The organism is Miniphocaeibacter sp. (assembly GCF_049276255.1).
Lineage (GTDB): Bacteria > Bacillota > Clostridia > Tissierellales > Peptoniphilaceae > Miniphocaeibacter.
Map to the genome: position 1 here is coordinate 16,769 of NZ_JBASWB010000056.1, position 23,652 is coordinate 40,420.

At 29.5% G+C, this 23,652-nt stretch carries 23 protein-coding genes and 1 other annotated feature; of the genes, 22 read left to right on the plus strand and 1 reads right to left on the minus strand.

Annotation, left to right across the window (positions count from 1 at the left end; translation table 11 throughout):
• Positions 1 to 125 precede the first annotated feature (125 nt).
• The 6 genes from tadA (at position 126) to WAO56_RS07075 (ending at position 9,087) form a co-directional block, all read left to right on the plus strand.
• Positions 126 to 602 carry a tRNA adenosine(34) deaminase TadA gene (tadA, locus tag WAO56_RS07050; RefSeq protein WP_422142731.1) on the plus strand — a complete coding sequence of 159 codons (477 nt, stop codon included), beginning with the start codon at positions 126 to 128 and terminating at the stop codon, positions 600 to 602.
• 57 nt (positions 603 to 659) lie between these two features.
• A complete protein-coding gene (locus WAO56_RS07055; protein ID WP_422142732.1) occupies positions 660 to 1,565 on the plus strand; it encodes a TIGR01212 family radical SAM protein in 906 nt (301 codons plus the stop codon).
• A 21-nt stretch (positions 1,566 to 1,586) separates the two neighbouring features.
• Positions 1,587 to 5,813, plus strand: a complete 4,227-nt coding sequence (locus WAO56_RS07060) for an acyl-CoA dehydratase activase-related protein (RefSeq protein ID WP_422142733.1) — start codon at positions 1,587 to 1,589, stop codon at positions 5,811 to 5,813.
• A 123-nt stretch (positions 5,814 to 5,936) separates the two neighbouring features.
• Positions 5,937 to 6,944 carry an LCP family protein gene (locus WAO56_RS07065; protein WP_422142734.1) on the plus strand — a complete coding sequence of 336 codons (1,008 nt, stop codon included), beginning with the start codon at positions 5,937 to 5,939 and terminating at the stop codon, positions 6,942 to 6,944.
• Positions 6,945 to 6,952: 8 nt separating this feature from the next.
• Complete coding sequence (gene fni / locus WAO56_RS07070) at positions 6,953 to 7,969, plus strand: type 2 isopentenyl-diphosphate Delta-isomerase (RefSeq protein WP_422142735.1); 1,017 nt, start codon at positions 6,953 to 6,955, stop codon at positions 7,967 to 7,969.
• 161 nt (positions 7,970 to 8,130) lie between these two features.
• On the plus strand, positions 8,131 to 9,087 hold the full coding sequence (locus tag WAO56_RS07075) for an LCP family protein (RefSeq protein ID WP_422142736.1): 957 nt from the start codon (positions 8,131 to 8,133) through the stop codon (positions 9,085 to 9,087).
• A gap of 69 nt (positions 9,088 to 9,156) precedes the next feature.
• Here the strand turns inward: WAO56_RS07075 and WAO56_RS07080 are convergent, their stop codons facing one another.
• The gene (locus WAO56_RS07080) at positions 9,157 to 9,831 is read right to left on the minus strand and encodes a hydrolase (RefSeq protein ID WP_422142737.1); all 675 of its coding nucleotides are present in this window, start codon (positions 9,829 to 9,831) and stop codon (positions 9,157 to 9,159) included.
• Positions 9,832 to 9,987: 156 nt separating this feature from the next.
• Between WAO56_RS07080 and rpsF the strand changes: the two genes are divergently transcribed.
• The 16 genes from rpsF (at position 9,988) to WAO56_RS07160 (ending at position 23,544) form a co-directional block, all read left to right on the plus strand.
• On the plus strand, positions 9,988 to 10,272 hold the full coding sequence (gene rpsF, locus WAO56_RS07085) for a 30S ribosomal protein S6 (RefSeq protein ID WP_422142738.1): 285 nt from the start codon (positions 9,988 to 9,990) through the stop codon (positions 10,270 to 10,272).
• A 14-nt stretch (positions 10,273 to 10,286) separates the two neighbouring features.
• The gene (locus WAO56_RS07090) at positions 10,287 to 10,772 is read left to right on the plus strand and encodes a single-stranded DNA-binding protein (protein WP_422142739.1); all 486 of its coding nucleotides are present in this window, start codon (positions 10,287 to 10,289) and stop codon (positions 10,770 to 10,772) included.
• A gap of 16 nt (positions 10,773 to 10,788) precedes the next feature.
• Complete coding sequence (gene rpsR, locus WAO56_RS07095; RefSeq protein ID WP_422142740.1) at positions 10,789 to 11,013, plus strand: 30S ribosomal protein S18; 225 nt, start codon at positions 10,789 to 10,791, stop codon at positions 11,011 to 11,013.
• A gap of 95 nt (positions 11,014 to 11,108) precedes the next feature.
• Entirely contained in the window at positions 11,109 to 12,194 is a 1,086-nt protein-coding gene (locus WAO56_RS07100; RefSeq protein ID WP_422142741.1) for a glycosyltransferase, read from the plus strand.
• A 3-nt stretch (positions 12,195 to 12,197) separates the two neighbouring features.
• On the plus strand, positions 12,198 to 14,042 hold the full coding sequence (locus WAO56_RS07105; RefSeq protein ID WP_422142742.1) for a polysaccharide biosynthesis protein: 1,845 nt from the start codon (positions 12,198 to 12,200) through the stop codon (positions 14,040 to 14,042).
• A gap of 12 nt (positions 14,043 to 14,054) precedes the next feature.
• Positions 14,055 to 15,167, plus strand: a complete 1,113-nt coding sequence (locus WAO56_RS07110; protein ID WP_422142743.1) for a glycosyltransferase family 4 protein — start codon at positions 14,055 to 14,057, stop codon at positions 15,165 to 15,167.
• Positions 15,168 to 15,173: 6 nt separating this feature from the next.
• The gene (locus WAO56_RS07115; protein ID WP_422142744.1) at positions 15,174 to 16,334 is read left to right on the plus strand and encodes a glycosyltransferase; all 1,161 of its coding nucleotides are present in this window, start codon (positions 15,174 to 15,176) and stop codon (positions 16,332 to 16,334) included.
• Positions 16,324 to 17,688, plus strand: coding sequence for a M15 family metallopeptidase (locus WAO56_RS07120; protein ID WP_422142745.1), 1,365 nt, complete (start codon positions 16,324 to 16,326; stop codon positions 17,686 to 17,688). The genes WAO56_RS07115 and WAO56_RS07120 overlap by 11 nt, the downstream gene beginning before the upstream one ends.
• 101 nt (positions 17,689 to 17,789) lie before the next feature.
• Positions 17,790 to 18,038 carry a pro-sigmaK processing inhibitor BofA family protein gene (locus WAO56_RS07125; protein ID WP_422142746.1) on the plus strand — a complete coding sequence of 83 codons (249 nt, stop codon included), beginning with the start codon at positions 17,790 to 17,792 and terminating at the stop codon, positions 18,036 to 18,038.
• A gap of 36 nt (positions 18,039 to 18,074) precedes the next feature.
• The gene (locus tag WAO56_RS07130; protein ID WP_422142747.1) at positions 18,075 to 18,719 is read left to right on the plus strand and encodes a 50S ribosomal protein L25; all 645 of its coding nucleotides are present in this window, start codon (positions 18,075 to 18,077) and stop codon (positions 18,717 to 18,719) included.
• A gap of 44 nt (positions 18,720 to 18,763) precedes the next feature.
• Positions 18,764 to 18,883, plus strand: a sequence feature (ribosomal protein L10 leader region).
• A 22-nt stretch (positions 18,884 to 18,905) separates the two neighbouring features.
• Positions 18,906 to 19,430, plus strand: coding sequence for a 50S ribosomal protein L10 (gene rplJ / locus WAO56_RS07135; protein ID WP_422142748.1), 525 nt, complete (start codon positions 18,906 to 18,908; stop codon positions 19,428 to 19,430).
• A gap of 42 nt (positions 19,431 to 19,472) precedes the next feature.
• Positions 19,473 to 19,844 carry a 50S ribosomal protein L7/L12 gene (rplL, locus tag WAO56_RS07140; protein WP_422142749.1) on the plus strand — a complete coding sequence of 124 codons (372 nt, stop codon included), beginning with the start codon at positions 19,473 to 19,475 and terminating at the stop codon, positions 19,842 to 19,844.
• Between the two features lie 365 nt (positions 19,845 to 20,209).
• Positions 20,210 to 20,347 (plus strand): DUF4177 domain-containing protein, encoded by a 138-nt coding sequence (locus tag WAO56_RS07145; RefSeq protein WP_422142750.1) that lies wholly within the window; start codon positions 20,210 to 20,212, stop codon positions 20,345 to 20,347.
• 118 nt (positions 20,348 to 20,465) lie between these two features.
• The gene (locus WAO56_RS07150; RefSeq protein ID WP_422142751.1) at positions 20,466 to 20,654 is read left to right on the plus strand and encodes a hypothetical protein; all 189 of its coding nucleotides are present in this window, start codon (positions 20,466 to 20,468) and stop codon (positions 20,652 to 20,654) included.
• Between the two features lie 547 nt (positions 20,655 to 21,201).
• Positions 21,202 to 22,653, plus strand: coding sequence for an IMP dehydrogenase (guaB, locus tag WAO56_RS07155; protein ID WP_422142752.1), 1,452 nt, complete (start codon positions 21,202 to 21,204; stop codon positions 22,651 to 22,653).
• 213 nt (positions 22,654 to 22,866) lie between these two features.
• Entirely contained in the window at positions 22,867 to 23,544 is a 678-nt protein-coding gene (locus tag WAO56_RS07160) for a phosphoribosylaminoimidazolesuccinocarboxamide synthase (RefSeq protein WP_422142753.1), read from the plus strand.
• Positions 23,545 to 23,652: the final 108 nt, after the last annotated feature.

A 23,652-nucleotide genomic window follows, 5' to 3' on the forward strand; every position in this document is an offset into this window, starting at 1 on the left:
AACCGAATAAGTCACATAAAATAGTTGACAAATTTTATATATAATTGTGTATTTTCTAAAATAAAACATAATACTTATTGGGTATAATTAAGAATAGTTTAATAATTTTATGTTATTATATAATTATGGATAAAAAAATAGATGATTTCTACTATATGAGGGAAGCCATAAAAGAAGCGATGAAAGCCAGGAATAAAGAAGAAATCCCTGTAGGATGCGTAGTAGTTAAGGAAAATAAAATTATCGGTAGGGGGCATAATTTAGTAGAAAGTAAAAATAACCCTTTAAAACATGCAGAGTTAATTGCTATTGAAAGCGCTGCTAAGAAAATTAATAGTTGGAGACTTCATGGCTGTACTCTATATGTTACATTGGAACCTTGTGCAATGTGTTCAGGGGCCTTAGTTTACTCTAGAATAGACAGACTTGTTTTTGGAGCCTATGATTACAAAAGGGGCTATTGTGGTTCTATTGAAAATCTACCTACTAGGAAAGAATTAAATCATAAAGTAGAAATTCTTGGTGGGATAATGGAAGAAGAATGTCTGTTAATTATACAGGATTTTTTTAAAAAATTAAGAATGAGAAACAAGGGTAATTAAGTAAGATTTTTTCTATTTATTGTAATATCCTACAAAAATTATCTAGATGGAGAAAAAATGAATAGGTACTATACACTATCGGACTATTTTAAGGAAAAATATGGTTATAAAATTTTAAAACTATCTGTAAATGGAGGTTTTACTTGCCCTAATAGGATTAATGGTTTAAAGGGCTGCTTATTTTGTAGTGATTTAGGTTCTGGTGAATTTGGAGAAGATTCTAGTCTTAGTATAAGAGAACAAATAGTAAGGCAAAAAAACTTTCTTAAACATAAAAATAAAGCAAATAAATATATTGCATATTTTCAAAGTTTTACTAATACCTTCGATAAAATAGAAAATTTAGAAAATAAATATTATGAAGCATTAAATTGTGATACAATAATAGGATTAGCAATAGCGACTCGTCCCGATTGTATAGATGATAAAGTAATTGATCTATTAAAGGAAATTAATGAAAAATATGAGTTGTGGGTAGAACTTGGATTTCAAACAAGTAATGCTAAAACAGCAAACCTAATAAGACGAGGGTATGATAATTCTGTTTTCATAGATGCTGTAGGAAGATTAAATAGTGCAGGAATAAAGGTTGTAAGCCATTTAATATTTGGTTTACCCAATGAAAATGTAGAGGATTGGGTTAATAGTGTAGACTTTATTTCTAAGATGAATCTTTGGGGAGTTAAATTTCATAGTCTATATATTCAAAAAAATTCGGATTTATATAAATATTATTTAGAAAATAACTTTAAAATTATTAGTAAAGATGAATATACAGACATGGTATGTAGGGCAATTAGTTTAATACCAAAGAATTATGTAGTGCATCGTTTAACAGGAGATGCAGATAAAACACAATTGTATTTGCCAAAATGGTCAGCAGATAAATTGTCGGTAATTGGATTAATACAAAAAAAGTTAAAAATTAAGAATATTGTACAAGGTATAAATTATAATTATTAACTTGTTGACAGGAGGGGTTAAATGGAATTGCATATGGGTTTAGACGTGGGCTCAACTACTGTTAAGCTCGTCATTATAGATAAGGATAATAATTTAAAATATAGTGTTTACAAAAGACATAAGTCAAATGTTGAAGAAACTGTTAAAAATGTATTAACAGATGCATATAAGCAGTTTGAAAATGAAGATGTAACTATTATGGTAACTGGTTCCGGTGGAATGTTTGTTGAAAAATACTGGAATATGAACTTTATTCAGGAAGTAGTTTCAGGGACTACAGCTATTAGAACCTTAATTCCGGAAACGGACGTTGCTATTGAATTAGGTGGAGAAGACAGTAAAATCACCTATATTAGCGGTAGTGTTGAACAAAGAATGAACTCAATATGTGCTGGTGGAACGGGAGCTTTTATTGATCAAATGGCTTCTTTAATTGAAACAGATGCTGCAGGCTTAAATGAATTGGCAAAAAACTATAAAAAAGTTTTTCCAATTGCCTCTAGATGTGGAGTTTTTGCAAAAACCGATATACAGGCATTAATAAATCAGGGAGCTTCTAAAGAGGATATTGCTGTTTCTGTATTTCAATCAGTAGTTAATCAAACAATATCTAACTTAGCATGTGGTAGACCAATTCGAGGTAACATTGCTTTACTAGGTGGACCGCTACATTTCTTGTCTGAGTTAGCTGAACGCTTTAAGGAAACCTTAGGAGAAGAGGAAAATAATTTTATTGTTCCAGAAAACTCTCAAGTGTTTGTAGCTATTGGAGCTGCAATTGCATCAAAGGAGTTAGAGTCAGTTCCATTTAAAGCTATTATAAATAAAATAAATGAAAAGGTTGAAGTAGAAATAGACACTGAAAATATACTTGAACCCTTATTTGAAAACGAAGAAGAATTAAAAGACTTTAAGGAAATTCATAAAAATGAAAAGGAAAAATATGCTGATTTAAGTACTTATGAAGGTAATTGTTATTTAGGAATAGATGCAGGTTCAACAACATCTAAAGTTGTTTTAATAGATGAGGATAATAATATTTTATACACTCACTATGCTAACAACCTAGGTAAGCCTTTAGAATTGGTAATTGAAGTTTTAAAGGATATATATGGAAAATTAAATAGCAAGGCTAGAATTGTATCTTCCGGTATAACTGGTTATGGGGAGGATTTTATAAAAGCGGCTATTGGTGTTGATGTTGGTGAAGTGGAAACCATCGCTCATTATAGAGCAGCAAAATTTTTCGACAAAGATGTTGATTTTATTCTTGACATTGGTGGTCAAGACATGAAAGCAATGCATATTACTGATGGAATAATAGATTCTATACAATTAAATGAAGCGTGTTCATCAGGTTGTGGCTCATTTATTGAAACATTTGCAAAATCTTTAGGATTAACTGTTGAGGAATTTCAAAATGAGGCCTTAAAATCTAAACATCCGGTAGATCTTGGTTCAAGATGTACTGTATTTATGAACTCCAAGGTAAAACAAGCACAAAAAGAAGGGGCTACTGTAGCTGATATTGCAGCTGGACTATGCTATTCAGTAATTAAAAATGCCATTCAAAAGGTAATAAAAGTAAGAGACCCTAAAAAACTCGGTAAAAACATTGTTGTTCAAGGTGGAACATTTTATGGTGATGCTATTTTAAGGGCTTTTGAAAAAGTTACAGGTAGGGTTCCAACAAGGCCTAATATTGCCGGTTTAATGGGAGCAATGGGAATGGCCTTAATAGCCAAGGAAAAATCTACAGGAGTTTCAACTTTAGCTGATGAGGAATTTATAAATAATTTTTCCTATACGCAAAAACAAACAAATTGTAAACTCTGTAGTAATCAATGTGCCTTAAGTATTAATATTTTTTCAAATGGAAAAAAATATATAACAGGTAATAGATGTGAACGTGGAGCTGGTATTAGAATTTCTGAAAATGATAAATTACCTAACCTTTACGAATACAAGTATAATAGATTATTTAATTATTATGAAAGTTTACCTGAAGAAAAAGCTATTAAAGGTAAGGTTGGAATTCCGAGAGTACTAAATATGTATGAAAATTATCCTTTCTGGCATACATTTTTTACATCACTAGGTTATGAAGTTATTTTGTCAGGACCTTCCAGTAGGGAGATGTATGAAAGGGGAATTGACTCTATTACAAGTGAAACAGCTTGTTATCCGGCTAAAATGGTACATGGTCATATTGAAGAGTTAATAGAAAAAGATGTAGATTTGATTTTTTACCCTTCAATTTTCTACGAAAAACAGGAATATAAAAATGTAGATAATAATATTAACTGTCCGGTAGTAACTGGTTATCCTGAAGTAATAAAAAATAATTTAGAAAATCTAGTAAATAAAAATATAAAATTTAAAAATCCATTTTTATCTTTACAAGACAAAAAAAGATTGGCTAAAAGATTAATAGAGGAACTAGAAGATGAAAATCTAGAAGCTAAAAATATAAGTAATGCTGTAGATAAGGCTTGGGATGAGCTTGAAAAATTTAGAATGGACGTTAAAGAAGAAGGTAGAAGAACTCAGGAGTATTTAAAGGAAAACAACTTAAAGGCAATAGTTCTTGCTGGTAGACCATACCATATTGATCCAGGTATAAATCATGGAATTCCTGAATTGATATTATCATTAGGATGGGGAGTTTTGTCAGAAGATAGTATTCTTACTTACGATGATGATATAGACGGAGAATTAAGGGTTTTAGACCAATGGGTATACCATTCTAGACTTTATAGGGCAGCAAAAGTTGTTGGAGAAAGGGAAGATTTAGAGTTAGTACAATTAAATTCCTTTGGTTGTGGAATAGATGCAGTAACAACAGACCAAGTAAATGAAATTCTAAAATCCTATGGAAAAATATATACTGTAATAAAAATAGATGAAGTTTCTAATTTAGGAGCTATTAAAATTAGATTAAGGTCTTTAACTCAAGCTTTAAAAGATAGAAAGTTTGTAAAACCTAAAAACATCCAAGTGCCAAAGAAGGTTTCTTTTACAAAGGAAATGAAGAAGAAACATACTATTCTAGCACCACAAATGGCTCCAGATCATTTTGAAATAATGCAGGCTGCCTTAGAAGCTGAAGGATATAAATTTGAGTTTTTAAAAACTGTAGACTCCAAGGTTATAGATGAGGGTTTAAAATATGTAAACAATGATTCCTGTTATCCGTCAATTACAGTCGTAGGACAAATGATGGAGGCAGTTGAGTCTGGAAGGTACGACAATGATAACATTTCACTTTTAATGACTCAAACAGGAGGGGCTTGTAGAGCTTCAAACTATGTAGGATTTATTAGAAAAGCATTAGCAGAAGCAGGTTACCCAAATATTCCTGTTATAGCTTTATCGGCACAGGGCATAGAAACTAACCCTGGTTTTAACATTACTTTAACTCTAGGACATAAATTAATAATAGCTGTACTATATGGCGATTTAATAATGAGGGTATCAAATGCAACAAGACCTTATGAAGTTAATAAAAATGAAACTGATAATTTAAAAAAATATTGGATTGAAAAATGTAGAAAAGACATTCAAACTAATAAGATTTCAGTATTTAAAAACAATGTTAAACAGATTATTTCCGATTTTTCAAACATTGAAGTGGAAAATAAAGTCATTCCAAAGGTTGGAATTGTTGGAGAAATTTTAGTTAAATATTTACCTGAAGCAAATAATAATTTACAGAAAATATTGGAGTCAGAAGGTACAGAAGTAGTTTTACCGGACCTTATGGACTTTCTTATGTATTGTTTAAGAAATGCACATCATAAGAACACCTTACTTTCTAAGGGGAAAATAGGTAGTATTGTGTCAGGTGCAGGGGTGAAATTCATAGAATATTATAGGAATTTTGTAAGAGAGGAATTAAAAAAATCTAAATATAGTGCTCCTTTATTTATAACTGATTTAGAAAAAAATGCTGAGAAAGTAGTTTCCCTTGGCAATCAGTATGGAGAAGGCTGGCTGTTAACTGCAGAGATGATAGAATTAATTGAAGATGGAGCCAATAATATAGTGTGTATTCAACCTTTTGGTTGTTTGCCAAATCATATTACAGGTAAAGGTGTTATTAAAAAAATAAGACAACTATATCCTCAAGCAAATATTATACCTATTGACTATGACCCAGGTGCTAGTGAGGTAAATCAAGTTAATAGAGTTAAATTAATGCTTTCTCAAGCTAAGGAAATTCTAAAAGAGCAACAACTAGTTAACTAAAAATATTTATAATAGGAAAATTACAAATAATGTGATTTTCCTATTATTTTTATATTGAAATTTTGATATTATATATTTCATGATATAATATTTATTAATTATTTATACACCCTTGGAGGAAAAATGAAAATTAGGTCGATAGTGATTTTTTTTGTGTCTCTACTGATTTTTGGTGGTACATGGTATGTAATAGATGAAGTTTTAGATTTAAAAGCCAAATCTACTATTAATATAGATGGAGAGGTATTAGGAGAAGGAAATAAAATAGAGTCAGTTCTAGATGGGGAGCTAATGTTTTTATTAGTAGGTGTAGATAAAAACATTGATGAAGTTGGTGAAGCACAGGATGTAAGAGTAAGAACTGACACCATGATACTTACAAATGTGAATTTTGACAAAGGTACAATAGACCTTATTTCCTTACCACGAGATACAAAAATCACCTACAAAGGAAGTACGATAAAATTAGGAGAAGCTCACTCATATGGCGGTATTGAGGGAACCTTAAGAAGCGTTAGAAAGTTAACAGGACTTGATATAGATTATTATATGAGTGTAGATTATGATGCTGTTTTAAGACTTGTAGAGGTAATTGGTGGAGTAGAAGTCGATTCGCCACAGGAAATTAGTGCTCCAGAAATTAACGTTTACATACCAAAAGGGAAATCTGTTTTAGATGAAAATCAGTCTTTGTATTTTCTTAGAGCTAGACAAGTTTTGAAAAACGGATCGGACCTTGAACGTATGAAAAATCAACAATATTTTTTAAAACAACTTGTAAAAGAAGTAACTAAACCCTCTAACCTTTTAAAAATACCGGAATTATTAGAAGTATATAAGGATAATGTTACAACAAATATAGAATTGGGAAGTTTAGGAAATATTGCACTACAGGCAGCTAAATTCGATGCTTCAAAAATGACAACTCAAACACTAGAAGGTACTGATGGCTATGAAAACAATGCTAATGGAGGAAGGGTATCTTATTTTTATGTTGATGAGAAGAAAATGAATAAATTATTTTCAGGAAAATACCCAGAATATTTTTTAGATAAATCAGAAGTTGATAAATATAAATCTAATAATACAGAGAGTACAATAGAAAGAAGACAAAATTATAATTATAATTAGGTGGTTAAATGCGTTTAGATAGGAAAAAAGAACATATAGAAAATTATCTAAAATCCGATTATAAAGGTGAAACATTATTTGATGATATATACATTGAAAATAATGCACTACCAGAAGTGGATTTAGATGATATTGATACAAGCATGAAATTTCTAGGTAAAGATATTAGCTTTCCCCTTATGATTAATGCAATTACAGGTGGCGGGGAAGAATTAGCTGATATTAATGAGGATTTAGCAAGACTTGCAAAAATATTTAATATTCCTATGGCAGTTGGCTCTCAAACTATTGCTATTGAAAAAGAGGAATGTAGAAGTTCTTTTGAAATAGTTAGGGATATTATAGGTATGGATAATATAGTTATAGGGAATGTATCTGCAAACGCCCCTATAGAAAATTTTCTAGAAGTTAGTAAAATGATTAATGCAGATGCTATGCAGGTTCATTTAAATGTTGCTCAAGAGTTATTTATGGAAGAAGGAGACAGGAACTTTAAAGGAATTAAAGAAAATATCTCTAAATTTTTAGAAGTATATGATAAACCAATTATAGTTAAAGAAGTAGGATTTGGTATATCTAAAAAGGTAGCTATGGAATTAAAGGATATTGGAGTTAAATATATAGATGTAGCAGGAGCAGGTGGAACTAATTTTATAGAAATAGAGGATATTAGAAATTTTAGTTCGGATTATTCAGATTTATATGAATGGGGGATTCCAACAGCTAAGGCCTTAATTGAGTGTAGAGATATTTCCGACGATATATTTTTAGTAAGTAGTGGTGGAATAAAAACCTCACAAGATATTATAAAATCTTTAATTATAGGAGGAAATTTAACAGCAATTAGTGGAGAAATTTTACTTTATTTAATGCATGGAGGATTCGATGCAGCTAAAGATTATGTTGACTCCCTAATAAAAAAGACTAAAATATTAATGGTCCTACTAGGCAAGAAGAATATTTCAGAATTAAGAACTGTTGAGTATAGAGTTACAGGCTATTTAAAAGAATTAATAAACCCTTAAACATGGGTTTATTTTTTTTATTTCCTAATTGTAGAATTATTGTAGAATTTGTAAAAATCATAAATCTTTAAATTACTAGCTTTTTGAAAAAAATTCTTTTTGCTATTTTTTTTTCTAGTGATATAATATTTAAGAATCTTAAAAACCATATTGGAGGAATCATGAAGAAAAGATCAATTATAATATTTATCGCATGTTTACTTATTTTTGGAGCTGCGTTTTACATAATAAAGGAAGTTTTAGATTTACAAGTAGCAACTACTGTAGATATATCTGGTGAGGAATTAGGAAAAGGAAACGAAATAGAGCCAGTAGTTGATAATGAACTGATGTTTTTGTTATTAGGAGTAGATAAAAACCCTGATGTAAGTGAAGAGCAACAAGATGAACATGTAAGAACAGATACGATGATATTAGTAAATGTTAATTTTGATGAAGGAACTATTGATTTAATATCAATTCCTAGGGACACAAAGGTTAATTATAATGGAAGTAATGTAAAAATAAATGCAGCCCATGCTTATGATGGAAAAGTTGGGGCTTTAAAAGCAGTAAGACAGTTAACAGGATTAGATATAGATTATTTTATGAGTGTAGATTACAATGCAGTCTTAAGGCTTGTTGAAGTAATAGGAGGAGTTGAGGTTGATTCTCCACAGGTTATAGAGGCACCAGAAATAGGAGTTTATATTCCTAAGGGGAAATCAGTACTAGATGAAAAACAATCCTTGTATTTTTTAAGGGCAAGGGAGGTTTTAAAAAATGGATCTGATTTTGAAAGAATGGAAAACCAACAGTACTTTTTGAAACAATTAGCAAAAGAAGTTACTAAAATATCTAATTTACCTAAAATACCAAAACTTTTTAAGGTTTTTAAAGATAATGTAGAACATAACTTAAGTCTAGGAAATTTTGGAGATATTTTACTACAGATAGTAAAATTTGATTCATCTAAAATGACAACAATGACCTTAGAAGGAACAACAGGTAGGGAATATAATGCAAATGGAAATCCTGTAGATTATTTTTATGTTAACAAAGAAAAAATGAATAGATTATTTTCTGAAAAATATCCAGAATATTTTTTAGATAAATCAAAAATAAATGCTTTTGATTAAGACCATAAATAGAGCGTCTAAGGTTATAGGATATAATCTTAGACGCTCTTTAAGTTTATAAAGATGGGTTTATTTTTTATCTTCCCTATATTTTTTCATAACATCTGCAAAAATTTCTGCACTAGATGGAGGTGTATATGTAATAGCATTAGCACCAGCATCTATTGTGGCTTCAATTTGTTCATCGGTTTTTCCACCAGTAGCAATTATTGGAAATTCAGGTCCAAAAATATTTCGGGCTTTTCTAACTATATTTATTGTGTTTTTACCACCGGAAATATTAAAAATATTTGCTCCTGCCTTAGCCTTTCCTTCAAAGTCATCGTTTTCTGAAACAATAGTAGCTACTATTGGAATATCTAAAGATTCAGCTATTAAAGCTAATGTCTCATTTTGCATAGGTGCGTTTACAACAACACCATAGGCACCAAGTAATTCAGCTTGAAGGGCTAAAGTTAAAGACCTTTCACCTGAAGTTAAACCTCCTCCTACTCCTACAAATAGAGGGGTGAAAGAAGATGAAAGTAAGGCTTGGGTAATTGTTAATGTTGGTGTAAAGGGATAAACTGCCATAACGGCATCTGGATTACTATTTTGTATTACAGCAACATCTGTAGAAAATATTAAGGATTTTATTCTTTTATTTAAGATGATAATACCACTACATTTTCTAATGACATTAGGAACTTTAACTGAACGAGTTCTAAGGTTAGATGTTATTTCTGGAATATAATTATGTTTCATGAAATACCTCCATATAGTATATTTTTTAGTATATCATTAATTATTAAGAATAGACAATTATAAAAAAATTATTTGTAAAATTATTTCTTATATGGTAATATACTTAGGTAATCCTTGCTACATAAAGTAGCCAGAGACCAGAAGGAGGTGTATTTAATGAGAAAATACGAAGGTGTTTTAGTATTTAAACCAGATTTGGAAGATGAAGCTAGAAATCAAGCATTTGATCGTATAAAAGAAACTATAGAATCAAACGGTAAAATCTCTGAAATTTCAGACTGGGGTAAGAGAAAATTAGCTTATGAAATCAACTACATTAAAGAGGGATATTATTATATTGTAGAATTTGAAGCTAATCCTGAGTTGATTACAGAGATAGAAAGAAGAAGTAGAATATCTGATGCAATCATTCGTTATATGTTTGTTAGAAAAGATGCATAATAGGAGGTATTAACTTGAATAACGTTATATTGATTGGTAGACTTACAAGAGATCCTGAATTAAGATATACTGCAGGAACTGGAATAGCTATGTGCAGATTTACATTAGCAGTTGATAGAGGTTTATCTAGAGACAAAAAAATGGAAATGGAACAAAAAGGACAACCTACAGCAGATTTTATTGGTTGTATAGCTTGGGGCAAAACTGCAGAACTAGTTGCTAATTATTTGTCCAAGGGAAGACAAGTTGCTATTCAAGGAAGAATACAAACAAGTTCTTATGAAGGTCAAGATGGCAATAGAGTTTATAGAACAGACGTTGTTGCAGAAAGAGTAGAATTTATTGGAAGTAGTCCTTCTGCAGGACAAGGTATGAATACAGGATTTAATCAAGTTAATAACTATAATCAAAATGCAGGATTTAATCAAGATATTAGTGATGATAATTTTGGGTTAGGTGACGATGCCTTCCCATTAAATGATGAGGATATACCGTTTTAATATAGGAGGATTTTAAGTGCAAAGAAGATATAGACCTAGAAAAAAAGTTTGTGCTTTTTGTGCTGATAAAAACAAAACCATAGATTACAAAGACGTTAATAATTTAAAAAAATTTGTTAGCGAAAGAGGAAAAATACTTCCTCGAAGAGTAACTGGTTGTTGTGCTAAGCATCAAAGAGCAGTAACTGAAGAAATAAAAAAAGCTAGACAAGTAGCATTGCTACCATATAGCGCCGATTAGTAAATGAAGCTCTGTTGCGTAACAGAGCTTTTTCTATTTTTTCATAGAATTATGTATGTTATAATCATATATAGATTAGAAAATAGGAGAAAGATATGAAAATATGCTATCTTGCCGATGCAACTAGTGCCCATACTCGTAAATGGTGTGATTTCTTTTTAAGTAAAGGCTATGAAATCATAGTAATTTCTTTAGGGGATGCTGTTATTGAGGGTTGCAAAGTCTATTCCTTCGGAATGAAAGATTTAATATTAAAAAGTGATATTAGTAAATTATTTAACTATACAACAAAAATTGGAAAAGTAAGAAAGATTATAAAGGAAGAAAATCCAGATATAATACATGCACATTATGCAACAAGCTATGGGATATTAGCGTCTATGTTAAATATTCATCCATATATCTTGTCTTTTTGGGGGTCAGATGTTTATGATTTTCCCAACCGGTCTGCTATACATAAGTTTATGTTAAAGAATAATATAAAATCAGCAGATTATATTATGTCCACTTCAAAGGATATGAAAAAAGAGGTTTTAAAATACACAAATAAGAATATACTCGTTACTTATTTTGGGGTAGATGTTAATGCTTATGCTCCTAAAAAAGTTAACAGATACGATGATTTTACTGTAGGTACAGTAAAATCGTTTTATGAAAAATATTCTTTAGATTATTTAATTAAGGGTTTTAAAATTTTTGTTGATAGGGTTAAAAATGAAAATATTAAACTAATATTAGGTGGCAAAGGTAAGGAAGAAGAAAATCTTAAGAGGTTAACTAAAGAATTGGATTTGGAAAATCAGGTAGAATTTTTAGGCTTTTTAAATCAAGAAGAAGTTGTAGAGGCATTTAATAAAATGGATGTTGCGGTTTTTCCTTCTACTCAGGAGAGTTTTGGAGTTGCTGCAGTTGAGGCTCAAGCTTGTGGTATTCCTACAATAGTATCGAATGTAGGAGGGTTACCAGAAGCGACTAAACCAGGAGAAACCAGTTTAGTAGTTGAACCGAAAAATGCCGAACAAATAGCCGAAGCTTTGGAAAAGTTATATTATAATAAAGAGCTACAGGAAAATATGGGAAAAAAAGCAAGGGAATATGTATTAGAGAAGTTTAATATTGTAGATAATTTCAACTATGTTGATGAAATATATAAAAAAATTATAAAAGAAAAAGAAGTGTAAATTATGAGATATTTAAGAACATTAGGATTAATATTATTAGATATTATATTAATAAATTTCAGTTATTTACTGGGACTTATATTACGTTTTGATGGAAAAACACCAGATATATATTTAAATAGTTATTTTAAATATGCTTTGTATATAACATTGTTACAGATAGTAATATTCTATATTTTTGGTCTTTATAAGACCATGTGGCGATATGCTAGTATTGAAGAGTTTTTAAAAGTAATAGGAGCGGTTATTTTTGCTACTGTTGTAACAGCAATAGTTTTTATAACACTTATAGATAGGGAAATTCCAAGATCTATATATGTTATGGCACTTTTATTCGAAACGGTGTTAATTTCCGGAGTTAGACTATTTTCAAGAGCTAGAGATGTACTGGTGCGTAAAGCTTCAAATAAAGGTAAAAAATCTCCATCTCAAATAAAGAGAACCTTAATAGTAGGAGCAGGAGAAGCAGGGGTTTTAGCTCTTATGGAACTAAGAAAACATCATGAAATAGCTTCTGTTCCAGTAGCGTTTATAGATGATGATCCAGAAAAAAAGAATAAGATAATAAAAGGTATTCCAGTTGTTGGTACAAGACATGACATTCCAAAAGTTGTAAGGGATTATAAAATAGATGAAATAATAGTAGCTATGCCATCTATACCGGAAGTACAACAAAAAGAAATACTGGAAATAGCTAATAAAACAAAAGTTAAAACGAAGATTATACCAGGCTATTATAAGGTAATAGAAGAGGATAATTTCGATTTAAATCTTATAAGGGAAGTAGAAATAGAAGATTTATTAGGAAGAGATGAAATTAAACTTGATACCGATTCATTATCGGAATTTATTGAAAATAAAGTTATATTAGTTACTGGTGCTGGAGGTTCTATTGGTTCAGAACTATGTAGACAAATAATTAAATATAATCCAGAAAAACTTGTAATGGTAGATATTTATGAAAATAATATATATGATATTCAAAATGAAATAAAAAGAGCTTACGATAAACCTCAAATAGAAGTATTAATAGACAATATTAGAGAAATAGAAAGAATGGAATATATATTTAATAAATATAAGCCAAAGGTTGTCTTTCATGCAGCAGCCCATAAACATGTTCCTTTAATGGAGGATTCACCAGTATCGGCAATTAAAAATAATATTTTTGGAACATTAAATCTTTTAAAATGTTCTGACAAATTTGGAGTAGAAAAATTTGTAAATATTTCTACAGACAAGGCAGTAAATCCTACTTCTATTATGGGATGTACAAAACGTATTTGTGAAATAATGGTTCAAACAATGAATGAAAAATCTGAAACTGACTTTGTAGCAGTAAGATTTGGTAATGTACTAGGCTCAAATGGTTCAGTAATACCTTTATTTAAAAATCAAATTAAAGAAGGTGGACCTGTTACAGTTACCCATCCAGATATAATTAGGTATTTTATGACTATACCTGAGGCTTGTCAATTAGTTATGCAAGCAGGGGCTATTGCCAAAGGTGGGGAAATATTTATTCTAGATATGGGAGAACCTGTAAAAATATTGGATTTAGCAGAAAAATTAATAGAGTTATCTGGTTTTGTACCTTATGAAGATATTAAAATAGAATTTACTGGACTTAGACCTGGTGAAAAACTATATGAGGAATTGCTTTTAAACAAAGAAAACTCATGTAAAACAGAGTTTGAAAAGATATTTATAGAAAAACCTTATAAACATGATGTTGAAGTTTTAAATAAGGGATTAGAAAAATTAGAAAAAGATATTCACAATAATAATAAGATAGAGTTAGTAAATGATTTAAAATATATTGTTCCAAATTTTACGCCAGATATTTAATAGAGGAAAATAATGAGAAATAGTGTATTAGAAGTTTGTTCCTATTATATGGGTTCAACTCTTTATCAAAGTTTATTTGATCAATTTGATTACAAAAAAATAGATTACGATATTTTATATTTTTGTTCCAGAAAAACTGTAATAGAAAGAGAAATACCGGATAATTTAATTGTTTCTCAATCATTTCATCCATGGGATAGGGCAGTGTTTCATATAAAACATAATAAAGTCTATAAGGATATACAAAATAAAATAGACTTTAATAAATATTATATGACTCATGCTCATTCCCTAGTATCAAATGGATATATTTCTATGAAAATTAAAGAGGATTATGGTATTCCATATATAGTAGCAGTTAGAAATACGGATTTATTTACATTTTTAAGACTATATCCCTTTGTAAGGAATACAGCAAGAAAAATTTTAAATGAAGCAGAGAAGGTTATTTTTTTATCCCCAACCTATAGGGACTTAACGGTAAACAAATATGTAAAGGTTGAAGATAGGGAAAAAATATTGGAAAAATCCATTATTTTACCAAACGGAATAGATCAGTATTATTTAGATAATGGACAAATAAGAGAAAAAAATAGTATAAATGATGTTAATTTAATTTACGTTGGTAGAGTAGATGATTTAAATAAAAATGTTATAACTACTATTAAAGCTTGTAAAAAATTAATAAAAGAAGGATATAATGTTAATTTAACATTAGTTGGCAGATTGAAGAATTCTATTTTTAAAAGAATAGTTGAAAATAATAAATTTATTAGCCATATTTCTGAAACTGATAAATATGGAGTTAGAGAGGCCTTAAACAAAAATGATATTTTTGTAATGCCATCTAAAAAAGAAACCTTTGGTTTAGTATATGTTGAGGCTATGAGTCAGGGATTGCCAGTAGTATACACAAAAGGTCAAGGATTTGATGGGCAATTTCCAGAAGGACATGTTGGATATCATGTCTGGTACAAAGATGCAGATGGTATAGTTGATAGAATAAAAGACATATTAAAAGACTATAACAACATGTCTATTAATGCTTCAAAGTCTGCTAAAAAATTTAACTGGAAGGATATATCTAAAGAATATATAGAAATTTATAATAATATTAAGGAATAGATAAATATGAAAGTTATGATAGCTTCTCAAGGTTATCCGACAAAAGAATATCCTATGAATGGAATTCATCAATATGCTTATGCAAAGGCTTTGAAAAAGTATGGTGAAGATGTATATGTTGTTGCCTTAGACCTTAGATCTTTTAGAAGGAAAAGAAAATGGGGTTATGAGGAAAAGATAGTTGATGGAATAAAAACATATGCAATAAATATACCATTAGGGAATATAAATCAAAAACTTCTATGTAATATAGGAGCTTTTTTCTTAAAGAGAAGAATTAATTATATTTTAAATAAGGAAAAAAACACAGAAATAATTCATTCGCATTTTACAGAACCTTCCTATTCCTTTATAAAAACAATAAAGGATAAAAGTATTAATATTCCAATAATTGTTTCCGAACATTCATCTTCTATAAATAAAGAGGATTTAAGTAATATTAGAAAAGATAAACTAGAAGTAGCAAAATATGTATATAATAATTGTGATGAGCTATTAGTAGGCAGTCCCTTTTTTCAGGAAAGATTATATAGGAATTTTGGAATTAAACCTATTTGTACTCCAACTGTAGCCAATACCGATGTCTTTAAACTTAAAAATTATAATTTTAACGAAAACATATATAGAATTATATCTACTGGTAATTTAAAATTGGAAAAAGGTCACAGGGAATTAATTAGGGCATATGGTAAAGTTTTTAAAAACAAAAGTAGTGAATTATTAATTTTTGGAGAAGGCGATGACAGAAGGGAATTGGAAAAAATAATTCAAGAAGAAAATTTAGAGCAGAAAGTTTATTTAAAGGGACATAGAAGATTAGAAGAAATTGCTGAAGAATACAATAAAGGGGATCTTTTTGTACTAGCATCCCATTCAGAAACCTATGGCAAGGCCTATATAGAGGCGATGATATGCGGTCTTCCAGTTATAACAACGAGAAATGGTGGAAGTGAACACTTTATAGAGGAATTTAATGGGGCTATAGCAAATGTAAAGGATATAAATGATTTAGCAAATAAACTTGAATTAATGTATAATAATAGACATAAGTTTAATAAAAAAATTATTAGTGAATATGCAAATGAAAATTTTTCTGAAAAGGCTTCGATTTTAGAATTAAAAAAAATATATTCCACAGTTTTAAGGGGAGAAAAATATGTCAGATAAAAAGAGAAAGAGTTTTAGTGATATTAATAAAAAATATAGTTTCCTTGATGAAGGTGTTGAGGGTTTAAAAAACAGAAATTCTACACGAGATGAAGAAGCTCGAAGAAGGGTAATGTCTGAAAAATCTGAAAAAAACAATAGACAAAACGTTAATCAACAGGTTCGTAGAAATACTAAAAACAACCAAACTAGGGAAAACTTTAGAGACCATACAATAAAAATGGATGCTCAGGCTATTGAAAAAGAGCGTAGAAGAGTTGAAATGAAAGCTCGAAGGGAAAGAGAGCAAAAGAGAAAAAAAAGATTAATGATTTCGGTTTTTGTTGGAGTAATAATAGTAGTGCTTCTAGCCTTTACTATTAAAACGCTTTTAGATAATAAAAATGCAAAGACCAATCCAGTTGTAGCAACAGACACTTCAGAAAAGACAAAGGTTAAAGATGTTGATACTGAAATGTTAAAAGGTTTTGTAGTAACTACAAAAGCAACTAAATGTTTTGAAGAAAGTAAAGATTCCTCCACTGAATTAAAAGAAATTCAAGCTGGAGAATATTTAGAAAAATTTGGAACAGTTGATGAATTTACGAAAATTAAATATAAAGGAATAGAAGGCTATGTTCATACAGTAGATATTGCTGAAATTAGCAAAGAAAATGAGTTTAAGGTAATAGATGGTATATTAATAGTAAATAACGACTATAGATTACCGGAAGAATACGAAGCTGGGAAAAATGCAGAAGCTAGCACAAGTTACGATATAATGGTTAAAGCAGCTAAAACCGATGGCGTTAGTATTAAAGTTGCAAGTGATTATAGAAGCTATGAATTACAAAAGAATAATTCCTACAATAGTGAAGGAATTAGTGAATATGGTGAATATTTAAGTGATGGTTCACCAGTACCAGCAGGTGCAAGTGAGCATCAAACTGGCTTAGCTTTCGATGTATATGGAGACTATGAGGCTAAATACAGTAAGAATTTTGTAGAATCTACTGAATATAAATGGATAAAAGAAAATGCTCATAAATATGGTTTTATAATTAGATATCCTGAAGGAAAAGAAGAAATAACTGGTAGAAAAGCAGAACCTTGGCATTTGAGATTTGTTGGAACTAAGGTAGCAAAGGAAATGTATGCTAATAACCAAACCCTAGAGGAGTATTTAGGATTAGTTAAAAATGTAGCCAATGAAGAAGAGGATAGTATCAACAATGAAAATAAAGAAAATGAAGATACTAACAACAAGGAGAACTCTTCAAAGGATAATTTAAATAACAATTCCGATAATTCAAACAATAACAATTCAAACAACAATAATTCTAATAATTCAAAAGAGAATGAAAATAATAATTAGCCATAAAAATCAACAGTGAAAACTGTTGATTTTTTGTATATATTCAAGCTTTGAATTTGTGATAGTATCATATTGAGAGGGAAAATAAAGGAGAAAATGTAATGGATAATATTATAGAGATTTGTATTATAATTGGACTTATATTTGTATTTTTTAAAATAATAAAAACTTCTATAAAGTTTTTTGGGAAAATAATAATAAATGGTATAATTGGAGTAGTGAGTCTTTTTATATTTAATGCTATAGGTGGAATTATAGGTTTAAATTTAGCCATAACACCTATTAATGCAATTATTTCAGGAATATTTGGCATTCCTGGCATAATTGTGTTATTATTTATAAATGCATAATAAGTTTATTAAGACTTTATAAATCAGGAGGTAATTATGTCAGAATTTAAATTAGAAGCTAAAATAAGAGAAGGTATAGGTAAAAATAAAGTAGATAAATTAAGAGTTGAAAAATTAATACCTAGCGTTATTTATGCAAAAGGTAAAGAAAGTTTACCAATAGTACTAGATGCAAAAGAATTTGATAAAATATATTTAGGAGCTGGTACAAGTAATATAATTGATTTGGAAATAGATGGAGTAACTAAACCAGCATTAATTAAGGAAGTTCAAAAACATCCATTTAAAAATCAATACATTCATGTGGACTTTGTTGGAGTAGATATGACTGAAAAGATGAGAGTTGTTATTCCAGTTGTATTAGAAGGAAGGGATTCAATAAGAGTTCAACCATCAGTATTAATGCAATTAGTAAATGAAATAGAAGTTGAATGTTTACCAGCTGATCTACCAAGTGAAGCAATTGTAAATGTAGAAAACATGCAAATTGGAGATACTTTATTAGTTAAAGACCTAGATGTATCTAGCAATGAAAAAGTTGAAGTATTAGTTGATCTAGAAGAAGCAATAGCAACATTATCAGAACCTAGAGAAGAAGTTATTGAAGAAGAAATAGAAGAAGTTGACGCTGCAGATGTTCCAACAGTTGGAGAAGAAGAGGAAGAAGCTTCAGAAGAATAAAAAAATAGTTGACAGAATTTCAGATTCTGTTATACTTATTATGTTAATTAAATAGTTGGCTACCAAAGACCGTAGGTATCGAAAGATTTAAATATCCTACCGAGGTGGATAAGATAAATACAATATCTTTCTGCCTGTTGGTAGAAAGATTTTTTTATGTGTAGCCGTAGTGGAGGTGAAAGTATAGTGAAGGATTATGTTTTAGAGAAAAAACAATCAGTAGTTAATGAAATTAAAGAAAATATTGAATCTTCAAAGTCAATTGTTTTAGTTGATTACAGAGGATTAAATGTAGAAGAATTAACAGATCTTAGAGACAGATTTAGAAAAGAAGATGTAGTGTATAAAGTTTATAAAAACACTATGATGAACTTTGCTTTTAAAGAACTAGGTTATGAAGATATTCTTGAATTATTAGAAGGACCTAATGCAGTAGCATTTAGTAAAGAAGATCCAATAGCAGGTGCTAGAATTGCAAATGATTTTGCAAAAGAACATGAAAATCTAGAAATTAAAGCAGGTTACTTAGAAGGCGAATTTTTAGATCTAGCAGGAGTAAAAGATTTAGCATCTATACCAGCAAGAGAAGTATTGTTAGCTAAATTACTTGGAAGCTTCAAGGCTCCAGTATCTAATTTCGTATACTTAGTAGATGCAATAGCTAAGAAAAAAGAAGAAGAATCACCAGCAGAAGAAGCGGTTGAAGCATAATTAAAAAAAGATAAAACATATAAATTAAACGGAGGTTTAGAAATGTCAGTAGAACAAATATTAGAAGCTATTGAGAACATGAGTGTTCTTGAATTAAATGAATTAGTAAAAGCAGCAGAAGAAAAATTCGGAGTATCAGCATCAGCACCAGTAGTAATGGGTGGACCAGTTGCAGCAGGTGGAGAAGCAGCAGCAGAAGAAAAATCTGAATTTGATGTAGTATTAGAATCAGCAGGAGCTGAAAAAATCAAAGTTATAAAAGTAGTTAAAGATATAACTGGTTTAGGATTAAAAGACGCTAAAGCATTAGTTGATGGTGCACCTAAAGCAATTAAAGAAGGTGTAGCTAAAGCAGAAGCTGAAGAAATGAAAGCTAAACTAGAAGAAGTTGGAGCTACAATAGAATTAAAATAATAGCTTAAAAGCCTAGAAGTTAGTGATATACTAGCTTATAGGCTTTTTTATTTTGTGAAATAACCATGAAGCAATTCTACATTATATATTTTATAGGGTTCTATAATTTATGGTGTTGGTGAAGGAAAATGAAAATCTTCTCCAGCATACTCCTAGCGAAAAGACAGTAAATAATACTTTGAATATTATAGGAGGAATATTTCAGTTTTAAATTTTAAAACAAAAAATTATTTTAAATTTGATATAAAAAAATATTTATATATAATGAAATAGAGCTACAATAATTACTTTGTTACTATATTTATAATATTAGTTATAGATTTTTTATTAATAGTAAATTAGAAAAAATTAAAGGAGAATGTCATATGAAGAAATTTGAATATAAGATTATTAATACAGAAGTAGAAGGGTTTTTTGGTAGTAAAGTTGACGATTATTATTTATCCGAAGAACTAAATGAATTAGGTTTAGAAGGTTGGGAATTAGTAGCTATGGTGCTATAACCCAAGGATATGGTTCAACTAAAAGTATAATGTCCACTTTTAAAAGAGAGGTTGAAAAAGAGTAGGATTGTTTAATGAAAAGTTATAAAAACATTTTTTCTTAAGCAAGGGGATTTTGATGAAAAATAAAGATAATGAATACTTAGGGTTGGCAATTGTTTTAGGCGGTGGCCTTGGTCTTGCATTAGGAATGTCAATTGGGACAATGTTTGATAAAATGTTATTAGGTTCTTCTCTAGGTTTAATAGTGGGAGCAGCTCTAGGTTTAATAATTTCTTTACTTATAAGTTCAAATAAAAACAAATAAACCAAACTATAATAAGTACAAATAATTATATTTTTAGATTGTAGTTATTTAAAGAAAATTAACAATGTAAAAGGATTATGTAGAAAATAGAGCTTAAATTCCATAAAAATATCTAGGGAGATTTTAAAAAAAGAGAAATATATTTATTATCTAATATAAAACAGCCTAATATTAAAGAAAAAATTAATAAAATTATAAAAAACTAACTCAATTTCATAATATTTATTTTTGTAAACATTTTCAAAAAATATAATTTTCAATATTTCTACAAAAAGTTAAAGGGTTTTTTATATTTACCTATTAAGGTTAAACAAGTTTAACATCAATAGGTGGTTTTTAATACTTGAAATCTATAATAAAAATATTATTCTTAAAGAAAAACCTTCCTAAAGTAAACGTTATCATGTAATACATCGTTTTCTCGCATAGAAAAATGTTGAAATTTCAATGTTTTTAATGTTGACAATAAATGAAATCTCTGTTAATTTTTAATAAATATCATTATTTTTATTTTTAAATTACTATATAAAAACTGAAAGGAGATTTTATGGAGTTTATTGGAGAGGGTTTAACTTTTGATGATGTTTTATTAGTACCTTTAGAATCAAAAATTTTACCAGCAGATACTGACGTAAAAACTAATTTAACATCAAAGATAAAATTAAACATACCATTATTAAGTGCAGGTATGGACACTGTAACAGAATCAAAAATGGCTATTGCTATGGCTAGACAAGGTGGAATTGGAATAATACATAAGAATATGTCAATAGAAAGACAAGCAATAGAGGTTGATAAGGTAAAGCGTTCAGAGCAAGGTGTTATAACTGATCCATTTTTCCTTTCACCTGTACACAAAATATCAGAAGCTTTAGAAATTATGTCAAAGTATAAAATTTCTGGAGTTCCTATTGTAGATGAGGACAAGGTACTTTTGGGAATAATTACAAATAGGGATATTAGATTTGAAACTGACTTTGATAAGCCAATTGATGAAGCTATGACAAAGGAAAATCTAATAACAGGTGATATTGATATAACTATGGATGAAGCTTTGGAAAAATTAAAAGAGCATAAGATTGAAAAATTACCATTAGTTGATGATAGGTATAAGTTAAAAGGCTTAATAACCATAAAAGATATAGAGAAAACCGTTAAATATCCAAACTCCGTAAGAGATGAAAAGGGAAGATTATTAGTAGGGGCAGCTGTTAGTACTTCTAAGGACTGTTTAGAAAGAATTACAGCATTAGAAGAAGCAGGTGTTGATGTTATTGTTATAGATACTGCCCATGGTCATTCTAAAGGAGTTTTAGAAGTAGTAAAAATGATTAAAGAATCATTCCCTAATTTACAAATTATAGCAGGTAATGTGGCAACAGGCGAAGCAACAGAAGCTTTAATAAAGGCTGGTGCAGATGCTGTTAAGGTTGGTATAGGACCTGGTTCAATTTGTACAACAAGGGTTGTTACAGGTATTGGGGTACCACAAGTTACTGCTATTATAGATTGTTATAATGTAGCAAAGAAATATAATATACCAATTATAGCAGACGGAGGTATTAAATATTCTGGTGATATTACAAAGGCACTAGCAGCTGGTGCAAGTACTATTATGGCAGGGTCATTATTTGCAGGTACTGTAGAAAGTCCTGGAGAAATTGTTATATATGAAGGAAGAAGATATAAGGAATATAGAGGTATGGGCTCTATTGCAGCTATGAAAGAAGGTAGTAGCGATAGGTATTTCCAAGAGGACAGCAAGAAGTTTGTTCCAGAAGGTGTTGAAGGTAGAGTACCTTTCAAAGGAGAAATTACTGAAATCATCTACCAATTAATTGGTGGAGTTAGGGCTGGAATGGGTTATACTGGAAGTAAGACTATATTGGATTTACATGAAAGAGCTAAATTCATAAAAATTACTTCTGCTTCCTTAGTAGAAAATCATCCTCATGATATTACTATTACGAAAGAATCACCAAATTACACAACATCTTAATATTATTTTATAATAGTATAAAATTATAATTTTTAAAATTTGAAACAAAGCTCATTATGGGCGAAAGTATATCTAGGGTTCCGAAAGCTTAAAGCTTTGCTGGTCCAAGCGATATAAATACACAAAGTATTACACCTAAGGGATAAAAGCCCAGAAGGGTAGGTTTCGCCTAACCTACCTTTCTGAGCTTTTTCTAATAATAAGGAGAAATATATGGAGTTATTATATAAGGGAAAAACTAAAGATATTTATAAAGGAGAAGACGGAAATCTAGTTTTACAATTTAAAGATGATGTTACAGGAGTAGATGGACATTTTGATCCTGGTGCTAATCAAGTAGGATTATCAATTGAAGGAGTAGGAAAAGAAAATTTAAAAATGTCTAAATTCTTTTTTGAAAAGTTAAAGGAAAATAATATTGCTACTCATTATGTTTCAGCTGATATTGAAAATAATACTATGGTTGTAAAACAAGCTGAAGTATTTGGTAAGGGACTAGAAGTTATATGTAGATTTAAGGCTGTAGGAAGCTTTATTAGAAGATATGGATTATATGCTAAGGAAGGTATGAACCTACCGGCATATACCGAAATAACTTTAAAGGATGACAAAAGAAATGACCCTCTAATTACTAAAGATGCATTGTCTATTTTAAATCTTTTAGATGAAGAGGAATATCATATGATAGTTGGTCTTACTAAAGATATATCTAGAATTATTAAAAGGCAATTAGAAGAAAAAGGATTAACTCTTTATGATATTAAATTAGAGTTTGGAAAGCTTAGTAGTGGTGAAATTATATTAATTGATGAGCTATCCGGTGGAAATATGAGAGTTTATAAAGGTGATGAATATATAGATCCGATGGAATTAGGAAAATATTTATTTTAACAAGCAAATATAATAAAGTATATCTAGGGTTCCGAAAGTTAAAGACTTTGCTGGTCCAAGCGATATAATTGCTATGCAATACACCGAATGGAGAAAAGCCAAGACGGG

What these genes read in the sequence shown, in the direction of transcription:
- tadA (WP_422142731.1), top strand. Translation starts at nt 126, where the DNA reads ATGGATAAAAAAATAGATGATTTCTACTATATGAGGGAAGCCATAAAA.
- WAO56_RS07055 (WP_422142732.1), top strand. Translation starts at nt 660, where the DNA reads ATGAATAGGTACTATACACTATCGGACTATTTTAAGGAAAAATATGGT.
- WAO56_RS07060 (WP_422142733.1), top strand. Translation starts at nt 1,587, where the DNA reads ATGGAATTGCATATGGGTTTAGACGTGGGCTCAACTACTGTTAAGCTC.
- WAO56_RS07065 (WP_422142734.1), top strand. Translation starts at nt 5,937, where the DNA reads ATGAAAATTAGGTCGATAGTGATTTTTTTTGTGTCTCTACTGATTTTT.
- fni (WP_422142735.1), top strand. Translation starts at nt 6,953, where the DNA reads ATGCGTTTAGATAGGAAAAAAGAACATATAGAAAATTATCTAAAATCC.
- WAO56_RS07075 (WP_422142736.1), top strand. Translation starts at nt 8,131, where the DNA reads ATGAAGAAAAGATCAATTATAATATTTATCGCATGTTTACTTATTTTT.
- WAO56_RS07080 (WP_422142737.1), bottom strand. Translation starts at nt 9,831, where the DNA reads ATGAAACATAATTATATTCCAGAAATAACATCTAACCTTAGAACTCGT.
- rpsF (WP_422142738.1), top strand. Translation starts at nt 9,988, where the DNA reads ATGAGAAAATACGAAGGTGTTTTAGTATTTAAACCAGATTTGGAAGAT.
- WAO56_RS07100 (WP_422142741.1), top strand. Translation starts at nt 11,109, where the DNA reads ATGAAAATATGCTATCTTGCCGATGCAACTAGTGCCCATACTCGTAAA.
- WAO56_RS07105 (WP_422142742.1), top strand. Translation starts at nt 12,198, where the DNA reads ATGAGATATTTAAGAACATTAGGATTAATATTATTAGATATTATATTA.
- WAO56_RS07110 (WP_422142743.1), top strand. Translation starts at nt 14,055, where the DNA reads ATGAGAAATAGTGTATTAGAAGTTTGTTCCTATTATATGGGTTCAACT.
- WAO56_RS07115 (WP_422142744.1), top strand. Translation starts at nt 15,174, where the DNA reads ATGAAAGTTATGATAGCTTCTCAAGGTTATCCGACAAAAGAATATCCT.
- WAO56_RS07120 (WP_422142745.1), top strand. Translation starts at nt 16,324, where the DNA reads ATGTCAGATAAAAAGAGAAAGAGTTTTAGTGATATTAATAAAAAATAT.
- WAO56_RS07125 (WP_422142746.1), top strand. Translation starts at nt 17,790, where the DNA reads ATGGATAATATTATAGAGATTTGTATTATAATTGGACTTATATTTGTA.
- WAO56_RS07130 (WP_422142747.1), top strand. Translation starts at nt 18,075, where the DNA reads ATGTCAGAATTTAAATTAGAAGCTAAAATAAGAGAAGGTATAGGTAAA.
- rplL (WP_422142749.1), top strand. Translation starts at nt 19,473, where the DNA reads ATGTCAGTAGAACAAATATTAGAAGCTATTGAGAACATGAGTGTTCTT.
- WAO56_RS07145 (WP_422142750.1), top strand. Translation starts at nt 20,210, where the DNA reads ATGAAGAAATTTGAATATAAGATTATTAATACAGAAGTAGAAGGGTTT.
- WAO56_RS07150 (WP_422142751.1), top strand. Translation starts at nt 20,466, where the DNA reads ATGAAAAATAAAGATAATGAATACTTAGGGTTGGCAATTGTTTTAGGC.
- guaB (WP_422142752.1), top strand. Translation starts at nt 21,202, where the DNA reads ATGGAGTTTATTGGAGAGGGTTTAACTTTTGATGATGTTTTATTAGTA.
- WAO56_RS07160 (WP_422142753.1), top strand. Translation starts at nt 22,867, where the DNA reads ATGGAGTTATTATATAAGGGAAAAACTAAAGATATTTATAAAGGAGAA.